Annotated in this window: 20 protein-coding genes and 3 tRNA genes; 8 read left to right on the forward strand and 15 right to left on the reverse strand. The window is 58.5% G+C overall.

The window, feature by feature from the left end; genetic code table 11:
• The first annotated feature begins 19 nt into the window (after positions 1-19).
• The 8 genes from BN1129_RS11170 to BN1129_RS11205 all read left to right on the forward strand — a co-directional run bounded on the left by BN1129_RS11170 (position 20) and on the right by BN1129_RS11205 (position 5,116).
• Positions 20-208, forward strand: coding sequence for a Trm112 family protein (locus BN1129_RS11170; RefSeq protein ID WP_042036532.1), 189 nt, complete (start codon positions 20-22; stop codon positions 206-208).
• Positions 205-984: a 3-deoxy-manno-octulosonate cytidylyltransferase gene (gene kdsB / locus BN1129_RS11175; protein WP_042036533.1), complete on the forward strand. Its 780-nt coding sequence runs from the start codon at positions 205-207 to the stop codon at positions 982-984. The genes BN1129_RS11170 and kdsB overlap by 4 nt, the downstream gene beginning before the upstream one ends.
• Positions 985-1,195: 211 nt before the next feature.
• On the forward strand, positions 1,196-1,840 hold the full coding sequence (gene uvrY, locus BN1129_RS11180; protein WP_042036535.1) for a UvrY/SirA/GacA family response regulator transcription factor: 645 nt from the start codon (positions 1,196-1,198) through the stop codon (positions 1,838-1,840).
• A 129-nt stretch (positions 1,841-1,969) separates the two neighbouring features.
• A complete protein-coding gene (gene uvrC / locus BN1129_RS11185) occupies positions 1,970-3,823 on the forward strand; it encodes an excinuclease ABC subunit UvrC (protein ID WP_042036536.1) in 1,854 nt (617 codons plus the stop codon).
• Between the two features lie 243 nt (positions 3,824-4,066).
• Positions 4,067-4,621, forward strand: a complete 555-nt coding sequence (gene pgsA, locus BN1129_RS11190; RefSeq protein WP_042036538.1) for a CDP-diacylglycerol--glycerol-3-phosphate 3-phosphatidyltransferase — start codon at positions 4,067-4,069, stop codon at positions 4,619-4,621.
• A 182-nt stretch (positions 4,622-4,803) separates the two neighbouring features.
• Positions 4,804-4,879: transfer RNA gene (locus BN1129_RS11195), tRNA-Gly, on the forward strand.
• A gap of 35 nt (positions 4,880-4,914) precedes the next feature.
• Positions 4,915-4,988 (forward strand) — tRNA-Cys (locus BN1129_RS11200).
• A 41-nt stretch (positions 4,989-5,029) separates the two neighbouring features.
• A tRNA-Leu gene (locus BN1129_RS11205) sits at positions 5,030-5,116 on the forward strand.
• An 18-nt stretch (positions 5,117-5,134) separates the two neighbouring features.
• Here BN1129_RS11205 and BN1129_RS11210 read toward each other — a convergent pair.
• From BN1129_RS11210 to BN1129_RS11275, 15 genes are all read right to left on the reverse strand, one after another.
• Entirely contained in the window at positions 5,135-6,016 is an 882-nt protein-coding gene (locus BN1129_RS11210) for a tyrosine-type recombinase/integrase (protein ID WP_209418506.1), read from the reverse strand.
• A 194-nt stretch (positions 6,017-6,210) separates the two neighbouring features.
• The gene (locus BN1129_RS24585) at positions 6,211-6,399 is read right to left on the reverse strand and encodes a DUF4224 domain-containing protein (RefSeq protein WP_422614006.1); all 189 of its coding nucleotides are present in this window, start codon (positions 6,397-6,399) and stop codon (positions 6,211-6,213) included.
• On the reverse strand, positions 6,314-6,802 hold the full coding sequence (locus BN1129_RS11215; protein ID WP_244463045.1) for a hypothetical protein: 489 nt from the start codon (positions 6,800-6,802) through the stop codon (positions 6,314-6,316). The genes BN1129_RS24585 and BN1129_RS11215 overlap by 86 nt, the downstream gene beginning before the upstream one ends.
• Positions 6,803-7,197: 395 nt before the next feature.
• Positions 7,198-7,350: a DUF4406 domain-containing protein gene (locus BN1129_RS11225; RefSeq protein WP_244463046.1), complete on the reverse strand. Its 153-nt coding sequence runs from the start codon at positions 7,348-7,350 to the stop codon at positions 7,198-7,200.
• 3 nt (positions 7,351-7,353) lie between these two features.
• Complete coding sequence (locus BN1129_RS11230) at positions 7,354-7,992, reverse strand: hypothetical protein (RefSeq protein WP_042036541.1); 639 nt, start codon at positions 7,990-7,992, stop codon at positions 7,354-7,356.
• Between the two features lie 45 nt (positions 7,993-8,037).
• Entirely contained in the window at positions 8,038-8,385 is a 348-nt protein-coding gene (locus BN1129_RS11235; protein WP_042036543.1) for a hypothetical protein, read from the reverse strand.
• Between the two features lie 2 nt (positions 8,386-8,387).
• Entirely contained in the window at positions 8,388-8,603 is a 216-nt protein-coding gene (locus tag BN1129_RS11240; protein ID WP_042036545.1) for a hypothetical protein, read from the reverse strand.
• The gene (locus BN1129_RS11245) at positions 8,597-8,815 is read right to left on the reverse strand and encodes a hypothetical protein (RefSeq protein ID WP_042036547.1); all 219 of its coding nucleotides are present in this window, start codon (positions 8,813-8,815) and stop codon (positions 8,597-8,599) included. Before BN1129_RS11245 ends, BN1129_RS11240 begins: the two co-directional genes overlap by 7 nt.
• A complete protein-coding gene (locus tag BN1129_RS11250) occupies positions 8,779-9,093 on the reverse strand; it encodes a DUF7446 family protein (protein WP_209418507.1) in 315 nt (104 codons plus the stop codon). Before BN1129_RS11250 ends, BN1129_RS11245 begins: the two co-directional genes overlap by 37 nt.
• On the reverse strand, positions 9,090-10,001 hold the full coding sequence (gene rdgC / locus BN1129_RS11255; RefSeq protein WP_042036549.1) for a recombination-associated protein RdgC: 912 nt from the start codon (positions 9,999-10,001) through the stop codon (positions 9,090-9,092). Before rdgC ends, BN1129_RS11250 begins: the two co-directional genes overlap by 4 nt.
• A gap of 19 nt (positions 10,002-10,020) precedes the next feature.
• Complete coding sequence (locus tag BN1129_RS11260; protein ID WP_042036550.1) at positions 10,021-10,200, reverse strand: hypothetical protein; 180 nt, start codon at positions 10,198-10,200, stop codon at positions 10,021-10,023.
• Positions 10,201-10,258: 58 nt separating this feature from the next.
• Positions 10,259-10,861, reverse strand: a complete 603-nt coding sequence (locus BN1129_RS11265; protein WP_042036552.1) for a DNA N-6-adenine-methyltransferase — start codon at positions 10,859-10,861, stop codon at positions 10,259-10,261.
• Positions 10,861-11,001 carry a hypothetical protein gene (locus BN1129_RS23815; protein WP_167335276.1) on the reverse strand — a complete coding sequence of 47 codons (141 nt, stop codon included), beginning with the start codon at positions 10,999-11,001 and terminating at the stop codon, positions 10,861-10,863. The genes BN1129_RS11265 and BN1129_RS23815 overlap by 1 nt, the downstream gene beginning before the upstream one ends.
• A complete protein-coding gene (locus BN1129_RS11270; protein WP_042036554.1) occupies positions 10,998-12,218 on the reverse strand; it encodes a hypothetical protein in 1,221 nt (406 codons plus the stop codon). Before BN1129_RS11270 ends, BN1129_RS23815 begins: the two co-directional genes overlap by 4 nt.
• 53 nt (positions 12,219-12,271) lie before the next feature.
• A complete protein-coding gene (locus tag BN1129_RS11275; RefSeq protein ID WP_042036555.1) occupies positions 12,272-13,012 on the reverse strand; it encodes a hypothetical protein in 741 nt (246 codons plus the stop codon).
• Positions 13,013-13,015 lie beyond the last annotated feature (3 nt).

Genomic DNA, 13,015 nt, shown 5'->3' on the forward strand with positions numbered 1-13,015 from the left:
TCGTTGAAGGAGTTTCGTTTTGGCACTGGATATCAAATTGCTCGACATCATCGCCTGCCCGGTTTGCAAGGGAAAGCTGCACTACAACAAGGCCGTACACGAGCTGGTCTGCCGTTTCGACAAGCTGGCCTATCCGCTGGAGGAGGGGATCCCTGTGCTGCTGGAGAATCGCGCCCGTCATCTTAATAGCGACGAGATGCCGTCATGAGTTTCGTGGTGATCATTCCTGCCCGCTACGCCTCCACCCGCTTGCCGGGCAAGCCGCTGGCCGACATCCATGGCAAGCCCATGGTGCAGCACGTGGTGGAAAAGGCCCTGCAATCCGGTGCGGATCGGGTGATCGTCGCCACCGATGACGAGCGGGTACGCAGCGCGCTGGCCTCCTGCGCCGCGCTCGCAGGCTTTGAGGTGTGCATGACCTCGCAGGATCACCAGTCCGGCACTGAGCGTCTGGCGGAAGTGTGCCGCCACTACGGCTTTGCCAGCGATACCATCATCGTCAATGTGCAGGGGGATGAGCCGCTCATTCCGCCAGCCATCATACGTCAGGTGGCCGATAACCTGGCCGCTGCGACGGCGCCCATGGCTACCCTCTCGGTGCCCATCGTGGATGTGGAGGAGGCGTTCAATCCCAACGCGGTCAAGGTCGTGACTGACAAGGATGGTTACGCCCTCTACTTCAGTCGCGCTTGCATTCCCTGGGACAGGGATCGCTTTGCTGCCAGTGATCGCGCTGTTGGGCGCCACGAGCAGATTGGCGGCCACTATCAGCGTCATATCGGCATCTACGCCTATCGCGCCGGATTTATCCAGCGCTATGTGGACTGGGCACCGAGCGTGCTGGAGCAGGTTGAGGCGCTGGAGCAGCTGCGGGTGCTCTGGTACGGGGAGAAGATCCACGTGGCCCAGGCGCTGCAAGCACCGCCGGTTGGGGTGGATACCCAGGCCGATCTGGACAAGGTGCGTGCGCTGCTGGCGAACTGATGCCAGCACCACCGATGTGACTCTGAACGGTGCCTGCGGGCGCCGTTTTTTGTGTTGAATCCTTACATAATTATTTGATTACAAACGTCATTTATGAGCACTTTCAAACTTTTCCCGCCCATGGTTTGCCAAACCAGCGAGTTTGGTTATGATGCAAGACGCCGTGTTAACCCTAACTGGCATATAACGAGATAAAAAACGGGGTGTTTGGGTGATAAATGTATTCCTGGTCGATGATCATGAGTTGGTGCGTACAGGGATAAGACGCATTTTGGAAGATGTCCGCGGGATTAAGGTGGTGGGCGAGGTGCAGAGCGGGGAAGCTGCAGTTACCTTCTGTCGTCAGCACCATCCAGACGTGATCCTGATGGACATGAACATGCCGGGCATCGGCGGCCTGGAGGCGACCCGCAAGATACTGCGGATCCGGCCCGATGTGCGCATCATAGTGCTGACCATTCATTCAGAAAATCCCTTTCCCACCAAGGTGATGCAGGCGGGTGCCGCCGGTTATCTCACCAAGGGCGCCGCCCCGGACGAGATGATCCACGCCATTCGCTTGGTGCACTCGGGCCAGCGTTACATCTCCCCGGAGATCGCCCAGCAGATGGCCCTCAGCCAGTTTGCGTCGGCGGATGAAAATCCCTTCAAGTCCCTTTCCGAGCGCGAGCTGCAGATCATGATGATGATCACCAAGGGCCAGAAGGTGACCGACATCTCCGAGCAGCTGAACCTGAGCCCGAAGACGGTCAACAGCTACCGTTACCGCCTGTTCAGCAAACTCAACATCAACGGTGATGTGGAGCTGACCCATCTGGCCATTCGCTATGGCATGCTGGACGCCGACACCCTGTAAGCGGGTGGCGGGGAGTCAAAAAGGCGGCGGGTGCCGCCTTTTTGCATGTCGCTGGCCTGGCGCAGTATGCTCTCCCCGTTGATGTTGATCTCTATCGTTTTCGCCCCTTTGTGTTGAGCCGAGTAGCTGATGACCCTTTCTCCCGAGCCCCTTTTTGACAGCAAGGCCTTTCTGAGTGCCGTGACTCACCAGAGCGGTGTCTACCGCATGTATGACAGCGGTGGCACCGTCATCTATGTGGGCAAGGCCAAGGATCTGAAAAAACGGCTCGCCTCCTACTTTCGCACCCGGGTCGACAGCATCAAGACCCACACCCTGGTACGCCAGATCGCCGATATCCAGGTGATGGTGACCCACACGGAGACAGAGGCGCTGATCCTCGAGCACAACCTCATCAAGCAGTACCAGCCGCGCTACAACGTGCTGCTGCGGGACGATAAATCCTACCCCTGGATCATTATCACAGGGCACCAGCACCCCCGCATCGGCGTCCATCGCGGTGCCCGCAAGGTGAAGGGGGAGTACTTCGGCCCTTACCCATCGGGCGGCGCCGTGCGCGAAAGCCTGCATTTGATGCAGAAGATCTTCCCGGTGCGCCAGTGTGAGGATGCTGTCTATGCCAACCGCACCCGTCCCTGCCTGCTCTATCAGCTCAAACGCTGCGCTGGCCCTTGCGTGGCGGGGCTGGTGAGCGAGGCGGAATATGCCCAGCAGGTGGAGCTGGCCAAGCTGTTTCTGGCGGGCAAAAATCAGCAGGTGATAGGGGAGCTGGTGGGCAAGATGGAGTCCGCCAGCGGCGATCTGCGCTTCGAGGATGCGGCTCGCTACCGGGATCAGATCCAGGCGCTGCGCCGGGTGACCGAGCAGCAGTCGGTGAGTGGCAACGTGCTCGATGAACTGGATGTGGTGGGGGTGGCATTTGAGCAAGGCGCGGCCTGTATCCATGTGCTCTTCATTCGTCAGGGCAAGGTGCTCGGCTCGCGTAGCTATTTCCCCAAGGTGCCGAGCGATACGCCCCTCGAGGAGGTGGTGCAATCCTTCCTGCTGCAGTTCTATCTGTCGGGGCAGGGGGGCAGGCAGATCCCGAGCGAGGTGTTGCTGGACGTAGCCCTCGAGGACGAGAGCGTGATTGCCGAGACCCTGAGCCAGACCGCCGGTTACAAGGTGCGGGTGGTGAGCCGTACCCGCGCCGAGCGGGCCCGCTTCATCAAGCTTGCCTCCATCAATGCGCAGACGGCGCTGCGTTCGCGCCTCGCCCACAAGAGCACCACCACGGCCCGCTTCAGCCAGCTGGAGGAGCTGCTGGAGCTGGAGCATCCCATCGCCCGCATGGAGTGTTACGACATCTCCCACACCATGGGGGAGCGCACCGTGGCGTCCTGCGTGGTGTTCAACCGGGAGGGGCCGCTCTCTTCGGAATACCGCCGTTTCAATATCGACGGCATCACGGGGGGGGATGACTACGCCGCCATGGAGCAGGTGCTGGAGCGGCGCTTTGGCAAGCTGCAGGAGCCGGACAAGGTGCCGGACGTGCTGTTTATCGACGGTGGCCTCGGCCAATTGCGCCGCGCCGAGGAGATCCTGGCCCGTCAGCTGGAGTTCCTCGGCGGCAAATACCCGCTGCTGGTGGGCATCGCCAAGGGGGTGACTCGCAAGGCGGGGCTGGAGACTCTGATCATGGGGGAGAGCCACGAAGAGCTGCACTTGCCGGCAGATATGCCCGCTTTGCACCTTATTCAGCATATTCGCGATGAATCTCACCGTTTTGCCATCACGGGCCACCGAGCCAGACGAGCCAAGGCCCGCACCACCAGTACTCTGGAGGATATTCCGGGGGTGGGGCCCAAGCGTCGTCAGGCACTGCTCAAGTATCTGGGCGGGCTGCAGGAGGTGAAAAAGGCCGGGGTGGATGAGCTGGCCAAGGTACCCGGCATCAGCCAGGAGCTGGCCCAGTCCATTCATGATGCCCTGCACTCGCTCTGAGCCGGGGGGCTGGGCTCAGAGCACTCGGCATTCAACCCAGCTCATCCAATTAGCTCTGAATCGTGGCCGCAATCCCGCCTCGGGATGCACAAGAGCCGTGACGCAGGGGGCCCGCAAATGCCATAATGGCCCGCATCCTGAGGTTGTTGATGGATTAATAGACCAAGGCGGGCGCCAGTCCGGTTGCATCCGTGATCGGCTTGGGGCTACCATGTAGCGGCATACAAGAAGTGGCTGAAAATAATGACAAATATTCCTAACCTGCTGACGTTTTTTCGGATCTTGCTCATCCCCGTCTTCGTCATCCTGTTCTATGTACCCTATCAGTGGTCCTATCTGGCGGCAGCCCTCGTCTTCATTCTGGCGGCTGCGACCGACTGGTTTGATGGCTACCTTGCCCGCAAGCTGAACCAGTCCACCGCCTTCGGCGCTTTCCTCGATCCGGTCGCCGACAAGATCATGGTGGCGGCGGCGCTGGTGGTCATTGTCGAACACTACAACACCATCTGGGTCACCATCCCCGCCATGACCATGATTGGCCGCGAGATCATCATCTCCGCCCTGCGTGAATGGATGGCCGAGCTCGGCAAACGCTCCTCGGTGGCTGTCAGCTGGATTGGCAAGTGGAAGACCATGATCCAGATGGTGTCGCTCACCGGCCTCATCTGGCAGTACGACATCTGGATGGTATGGCTCGCCTACGTGCTGCTTTATGTGGCCACTGTGCTTACCTTCTGGTCCATGTTCCAGTACATGAAGGCCGCCTGGGGCGATCTGACCTACCACTCCCGCTTCTAGTGTCTGCCTGGCATAAAGCATCGTTTCCCCGTCGTTGGGGCAGGGAAACGATCATGAGTGGTAAAAGTGCAGTGAAAGGGTAAAAAACACCCGAACGATCAGGGTATTAAACATTTTTGGTTGACTGGGCGAGGAACATCGCTAGAATGCGTCCTCGTAGTCAGGCAGTCAGCCAGACCAATGCGGGAATAGCTCAGTTGGTAGAGCACGACCTTGCCAAGGTCGGGGTCGCGAGTTCGAGTCTCGTTTCCCGCTCCAAATTCAGACAATAGAGAGCCAACTCTCTTTTACATGGCGCGTTAGCAAAGCGGTTATGCAGCGGATTGCAAATCCGTTTAGTCCGGTTCGACTCCGGAACGTGCCTCCATATAGACAAGCCCGCCACGCGGACTTGATACCGGTTGCGGTGCCCGAGTGGTGAAATCGGTAGACACAAGGGATTTAAAATCCCTCGACGTTCGCGTCGTGCCGGTTCGATTCCGGCCTCGGGCACCATTTAAATCAAAGACTTACCTAGCTTCCACTCCCACCCTTAACCCCTTGGGGAATATCGGGGGAATATGCCGAGGGAATATCAGCCACTTTTTTTCTGGCTGTTTCCACCGTAGGCACGCGCTTGATAGACCTGTCATACACCTGCACTTGCCCCTCTGTTTTGTGTCCGCTTATCTGCTGCTTATCCCGACTTGAACCACCCAGATCTGAAATTGCTTTCGCCTTGATGTCGTGGAAGGTGAAGTCGAGCGGCATCTTTGTTATCTCTCTTGCCCGCAGCATTGTATTGCGCCAAGCAGCATCAAACCCATTGCTGGTATAAGCCTGCCCATCCGGCTTAGACAATACGAACCCTGCAATACTGTGTTTCGCCAGCTTGCCGGCTGCTTCAATGGCCGTCTTGAGCCTGGGTGACCACATCTTTATCTGCCTGACTGCTGTTTTCCCTTGCTGAATAAACACTCCATCATCAAGTACATGCTCCCAGCGCATGACAAGAACGTCCCCCTTGCGCGCCACGCAGAGGTAAGAGAGTTCCATAGCGATCTGGATCATGGGTGAGGCAAGGTTGTAAACAGCTTGGTATTCCGTGTCTGTGATGTAGCGGGTTCGCGCTTTCTCTTTGAACTGTCTTACTCCTTGGCATGGGTTGATTTTTACCCGCCCTCGTTCATATGCCCAGCGATACGCCCGGGATAAAAAAGCCTTCTCTCTATTTGCCTGCACCCTGCTCTTGAGTCCTCGTTTGTCCAGGTATGCCCTGACATGCTTCGGCTCTACAGCGTCGGCCGCCATTTTTCCGAATACCAGTAGCACCGGCTTGCTGTGCTTTCGATAGTCCAGTTTGGTGTTCTTTGCTAGATCGGCAAAATCTGCAGATAGGAAGAACTCGTCGATCATGGCAGCCACTGTGTGCGTGGCCACTCGCTGGTCAATCAGTTTTTCGTATGCGGCCCAGACTTCTGACTGCTTTACTGTGGCTGCGCACACCTTGATTGAACCGCCCCCTACGGGGCGGAACACTATGCTAGGACCCTTGATGTAACAACGTGGTGGTAACCAGTTGTCTGCTGGGTTGGATCTTGTCCTTGCCATCAGGAAAGCGCCTCAAGGTTAAAGCCGTTATCGCGATCATTGTTTGCAGGGTGATGGCTTGCGCTACCGGTCAGCCACTCTCGCGTGGTGGATGGGCGGCCATCAGGGCGGCGCAGGAACCGGATCCCGGCTTTCTCCAGCGCCTTGCATTGTTTCGATGGTAGCTTGTACCCCGTAAGCTGCTCGATCTCCTGATCGCTTACGACTAGCTGGTTTTTCATGCTCGTTGGTCCTCGTCAATCTGGTGATTTCATCCCGGCCCGCTCGGTTGTAGAGGAAGCATTCGACTTGTTTCCTGCTACTCACCGCTTGGTCAAGGCGGTATTCCCCGAACGCCGGGCGTTTGAGTTGGTGCTGGTTGGCTAACCTGCCGATGGCCTGGGCGCTGACCCCCAACTCTTTGCCCAGTTCGGTTGCGCTCCAGAGCTGGCCGGTTACCCTGGGTGCTTCGATAGGCAGATCGAAGTGTGCCAGGATGCGACCGATCTCGGCGAGCTTGGCCGATCGGGAAAGGGTGGGGGAGCGCACTGTGCTGACTAGGTCGTTAAGTAGCTGGCTGTCCTGGTCGATGGTCAGTTGAAGTTGTTGCATGGCGTGGCCCTCCTGTCCTTGAGGATGGGGCGCCAATTGGATTGAAGGAAGGGCCGTTATTCGCCCTACTCATCTGGTGGCGATAGGCGCTCATAAGCGGCCAGTGGGTCACTAGATACCAGCTCGGCCAGTTCTGGCGACAAGTACTCGATGGCGTTAAAAACCCTGCCCCTAGCCTTATGCCAATCACCGAAGTAGTGGAGACTCACCAGCTCTTTGAGGGCTTTAATGATCGTATCTTCTGCCAGTGGGGGAATCTCAGCCCTTGGTGCGTACTCGATACCATCAATCACAACTCGAGGCATTCGCTCACCCCTTCACAAACAGATCGGCCACCACGATGGCGGCCAGCACATTGAGGGTCAGGATTGCAATCCCGGCTGCCTGTTGCTTTGTCACGCAGTTTCCTTATGAAGGACTGATGTCATGATCGCCGAGTTGAGTGCAACATGCCCCAGGCCAAGCAGGCGCTGCGCCTCGGCATTAAAGGCATCGCGGTTGAAGTTGGGCAGGCCAGTCATCGGCCCAGCTATATAGATTTTTGCCATTATTCATTCCACCTTTTCGTACTTCGCAGATGGCACTGTCTTATCAACCGGTTCGCCGCATTTGTGGCAGCGGAACACGCTGGAGCCGTGCTCGCTGTAGCGTTGCGGATCCAGCCCTTCTGGAAGTCCCTGGCCTGGGTAGAAGGGGCGCTTTTTGTCGGTTCTGCTGGTGCGGCGCGGGCAGTTGAGCTCGACGCTGATGGGCTCACCGCAGCTGCACCGGTCACGTACCACCTGACCAAAGATACCTTCAATGGCGATCCCGGTGCGGGCTGCAATACGCTCCTGAATCCCCTTTTTGGTGATAGTCACGGCCATGCGCATCATATGGAGAAGGTGCTGCTCATCCTTCGTCTCAATGCACTGGCGGATGTACTTCATCAGCTCGGGTGGAGCTTCGCCGGGAAACTCGGGTTCGGCCTGAACGTCGGCGATGCAGGCCTGGGTGGAGTCCTTAACCATGTTCACCATCTCGGTGATTACGGAAGGGTTGGCGGCGGCGATGAATGCCGCATCGTTTGCAAAGCAGGTGTCTGCGAGCAGGCCATGATCACCGTTAACGCAGGTGTGCCCGTCTGTGCTCCATGTCGCTGGCGTGGCCCTGCCAGCCAGCTCCAGCAGCTTATCCAAATCAATATTCATGGACATCTCCAAAAGAAAGCCCCGGACTGGCCGGGGCTTGATGGGTTAGCGGCGGTTGATATCGCCAGACATGGTTGATGCGGAGCCGCCAATGGTGCCGCAGGTGACATCTCCGGACATGGTAGAGACCGAGCCTGACACATCCTTACAGTGCACATCTCCGGACATCGTTTTGACCGTGCCAACCGAGCCGCTTACCGATACTGTGCCAGTTGGGTTATCCACCACTTCGACATCGCCGTTGACGGTGACCGATACGGGGCCGACCAGCTGGCCGTCCTGCTCCTTGCCATCCACTATCACCTTGCCATTGTCGATGGACACGCTGCGCCCGGTGAATACTCTGCCATTGATCGTTACTTGCGTTCGGCTTCCTTTGAGATTGATTTTCATCGTTATTTCACATCCTTCATGCTGATCGAGATCCCGACGTAGGGGCACTGGGCCCGGTACACGTCGCGTGGGCGCTCGCGCTCAATGCTCTTGCAGCGAAAGCCGGTGCGGGGATCTGCCGTGGAAACAGAAAGGCCAGCTGGTTGGCTGGCCTGGAGTTGGGCTATCTGGTGCAGGGCCTGCTCAAGGGCGGCCTGCTTGTTGGGGTCAGTCAGCATCGCCACCCCCGGTAACCGATGAAACCGGGATCCATGGCTTGCCGGAACGGCAGTACGGGGAGGTGGGCTATCAGGGTCTTGAGCTGGGGGTTATCTGGCTGGCTGTCGATGGTGACTCGGGCGCCGGGGTTGATGCGCAGGTAGCGCTCCCGCGCATCGGTGGCTTCTTCCCGGGTCAGTCCGGGCTGGATGATGGGCTCGCGGTAGCGCACGACTCACCTCCTTGAGGCTCAGTTGTACATACTGCTTTTGGTTCAACCTTTCCAGCTTTCAGCACCATCTGGCTGCCATCATCCAGGTTCCACGCTATTTCGCCGCCCTCTGCCATGACGAGTTGCCACACCATCTGGGCCGCCTCGTTCGTGACATCTCGCCCTTGGTCGTTACCAACGCGCAGGCGACCGCCATTTACGTCCCGCATCTTTGCCAGCTGAATGGTCTTGCTCAATGGAGAGAATCCAAGCTGCATGCGTGCTGCTGATTTGCTCATAGCTGTGCCTCCTCGCCACCCAAGGCGGCAAACAGGGCTGGGATGAACTGGGCCAGCTCGGCGGTCACCAGGGCGAAGTCCGCATCCAGACGGGCAGCAGGATCCTCACTGGTGACGTCGTCGTTCTGCTCGCGCAGCTCTTCGCTGAATTTCAGGCGCTTGATGGAGAGGTCGTCCCCCAGCACGAAGCTCAGGGTCTCGCCCCAGTTGAGGGCCAGCTTGGTCACCAGCTTGTCATTGGCCAGATGGTTCTTGATTTCATCCGTCATCAGATCCTGCTGCTTGCAGCGAATGATGCCGCCGTGTTCCATGGCACTGCGCAGCTCGGCTTCATCTTCCAGCGCGAAGGCGGCGGGCAGATTGCCCTCGCTCAGCCACTCGGTCATGGTGATCTCGGGCGGGTTCTTGAGCGCCACCGGCACCACCGGCAGGCTGCCGATGGACTTGCGAAGCAGGGCCAGCACGTCGTCAGCCTTCTTAGCCGATGAGGCATCGACCATCAGCAGGCCGTCGGCAGCGTTGATCCAGGCGAAGGTGTTGGCGGTGCGGCTGAATGCGCGAGGAAGCAGGGTGTGCAGCAACTCCTCTTTGAGTGCCTCCTTTTCTTTCTTCTTGAGGGCGCGGCCCTGCTCGCACTCGATCGCTTCAATTTTCTCTGCCAGCTCCTCTTTGATGACGGCTGGCGGAATGATCTTCTCCTCCTTGCGGGCGCAGATGAGGATCTGGCCGTCGGCGGAATGGGTCAGGGTTGAACCGAGCTTGCCGAGCGGCCGGGTCCAGCCGAAGCGAGACATGTCCTGGCTGCCGCAGGGGGTGAAGGCGAGGGTTTCCAGCTGGCTTTCCAACTGTTCGGCGGTCAACTCGAACGGGCGGGTGAAACGGTAAACTTGAAGGTTTTTAAACCACATGGTCGGGTCCTTTGGTGGGTTAGATGCGGGCTTTCTTTGCCTGCAGGTCGTGAAGTTTTCGGGCTGCCTCTTCGGCTGTTTGCCGATCGCAGGTAATACCGCCGGGCAGGACGAACTTGTCGGGCTGCTTGGGATGGGGCATGACTACGCCCAACCCGATGACTACTGCGCCGCAGTAGGGGTTTTCAGTGGCTTTCATGGGGTTCCTCGACTTATCAACAGAATCTGTGATTGAGGCGGTGAGTATCTGGTGGGTATCAGGCTGCCTGTCTGGCGCCACACCCACGGATAAAGGGGATGCGAGGGGATGCGCCCGCCTTCATCGTGGGGAATGCAATCAGAGCGCAACCGAAGTTCGCTCCGCTCTTTCTGGTCTTGCCGTCGCGCTCGTAGAACTGATAGCGGCCGTCCGGTTCGTAGATGAGCACGCCCTCGGCCAGCAAGCGGCGCCACCATGTAGTTAGTGGCTCATATGGCAGCAGCATCATCCCGGGCCTGCCATTGGCTTGCTGCTGGCGGGCCTGCGTGATGAACTCGGGTTTCAGGTCGAACGGCGGGTTGCACCACCAGTGTTCGGGCCAGTCAAGGTTGAGACTGTCGATACCCATACAGACCGTGCCAGCCAGCTCTGCCTCGCGCATCTGGGCGCGAACATCATCACTGGTGCGGTAGTCCAGCAACTTATCCAGCAGCAGGTGGCTGGTGAAGTAACGGCTGCACTTGGCAGTGAGCGGCTCGGCGGCGACATCGCACTCGAAGTTTCGACCGTAGAGCACCTGCGCATCGGCAAAGCACTCCCAGGTGGTGGCCCAGAAGTTCTTGTCGCTGGCAGGAGTACCGCTATCAATCAGGATGGCCATCAGCACACCTCCTTGGGGTCGATGCCGAGTTGACTGGCAAGCTGGCGGCGCTCTATCTCGTCGCGTTTTTGCTGGCGTTGCTGGAGTAGCTGTTTCGTCTTGCGGTCTTGCACCATGCCGCTGTGGCGGTAGAGGCTCATGCCGCCTCCTTTTGCTGTTCAGGCTGCTGGCTGGCGGCGAACTGCTCCTCCCACAGTTTCACCTTGAGCTCGCAGGCGTAGACGATCTGGCCGATCAGCTTCTCGCCGATCCCCCTGACCTTGTCCAACTTGTTTCCCTGGTGGCTCATCACCTTGTAGAGGGTGTCGATCCCGGCATCGATCAGCAGCTTGATGGTGCGCGGCGGCAGGCCGCATTCGTGAATGCTGACCGTCTTGGCCCATTCGGTGCGGGGCTGCAGGTGGGGGTGACTCTGCTCCAGGGCCTCCTGCATGAAGGCGAAGATGTCCCGTGTCATTTCGTCAGGGACCCCGGCACCATAGAGCGTCGGGTAGATGGGATTCATCCACTGGCTCAGCATGACTGAGCAGCCGGAGCCATCGGACTTCATTGCGTGCAGCTTCCAGTTGAGGTCGTTGATGAGGTAGGGGAGGTTGGATTTCAGACCGTGATCCACCAGGTAGACGTTCCAGAGCGTGCCATCCTCGCCCTTGTAGGTGTTGGCGAGGTGTTTGTGCCAGACCAGCTTGGCGGCGCGGGCGCTCTCCAGCTCCATGATGACGGTGTGACGGCGCTCCAGCTCACGATCCTGTTCGTTGATGGCGCCCAGCAGTTCCTTGATGCGGCGCTCCAGCTTTAACACTTCCGCGCGGTAGGCTGCCTCGTTGCTCTTGTGCTTGGCGATCGCTGTGCGCTGCTCTTCCAGAAGCTCGTTCTTCTCCTTGATGCGGCGCTTCATGCCGGCCGGGTCCATGGCGTTAAGGTCGGTCAGCTGGCGCTCGAGCTGGCGGCTGGTGTATTGCAGGGCGCAGTATTTGGTCTGAACGTCGTTCAGGGCGCGTTGCAGCTTGTAGAGCTCAGCATCTTTTGCTTCCAGCTCGGTGGTGCCTTCTTTCTGTGCGTCAGCGATGCGCAGCTCTGCTTCGGCAACCTGGTGGCGCAGGTCGCCGACCAGGGCGGCCTGGGTATTCAGCTCGCTATCCCGGGCTTCCAGTTGGTCGATCAGCCCGTTGAACTCGTCTATGTGGGCGTTGGCGGCTTCGCTGATCATGGTCAGGTTGGCGGTGAGCAGTGATTCAAAGCTGCCGATGGCGGCCTTGGCCGGGCCGTCCGGCATCAGGAGGATGTTGCGGATCTGGCTGGTGAGTGTATTCAGGGCGAGGCTGGTTGCCTCGCTGGGGTTCAGCTCGGTGGTCATGTTCTGGGTCCTGTTGTAAAGCGAAAGCCCAGCAAGTGCCGGGCTTTGGTCAGTTAGTCGTCGCAGCTTTCAATAACGAGGTCGTAGTTGTGCGGGTATTCCCCCTGATCCAGGTTTACCTTAGCCTTCATAGCGTAGGCGGCCATTAGCTTGCGCTCAGCACCGTAGAATGGGCCAACGCACTTCTTGGCTTTAACGTCATCCTCGTCGATTTTCATGGAGTAAATGCAACCCTCTTTATCGAGGTCGAGCTGATACTCGCAGCGGAATTTGTTCATATCCGCTTCTTTGCCGATGTAGATGTGACGATAGCCATAGGATGAGTCTTCGATGATGAGCGTCATCTCCTCGCCCATGTGCTCACCTTCGCCATAACCGGTGATTGATTTGCGAACTGCGTCGATCACCCATGACAAGGTGATTTCCTCCGGCAACTCGCTCATTATCTCGCTGATTTCCTTGTCCAGCACCTCAGCCAACCGCTGGTCATAGAACTCAGATGCTGCCATGCGCAGGCGCTTGGTCACGAAGTCGTGATAGCTGGGGAAGTCGGCAATGCTGTCGATGCTCGGCATGATGGCCTTGGTAAGCGCCTCTTTTACTGCTTTGCCAACGTCGCCATAGCTTCGCAGGACATCCTGGGCGCAGTCGTCGATGAGCTTGTCGGCGTATTTGCTAAGCGCCTGCTCCAGCGCTCCGCTCTGGATCTTCTGCTGGATCACAGCCCCGAACATGGCTTGAACGGTGGTATTGCTAGGGTCGATGGTCGGGGTGACGTCGATAGTGTCGGTCATGGT

The organism is Aeromonas popoffii, assembly GCF_000820025.1.
Lineage (GTDB): Bacteria > Pseudomonadota > Gammaproteobacteria > Enterobacterales > Aeromonadaceae > Aeromonas > Aeromonas popoffii.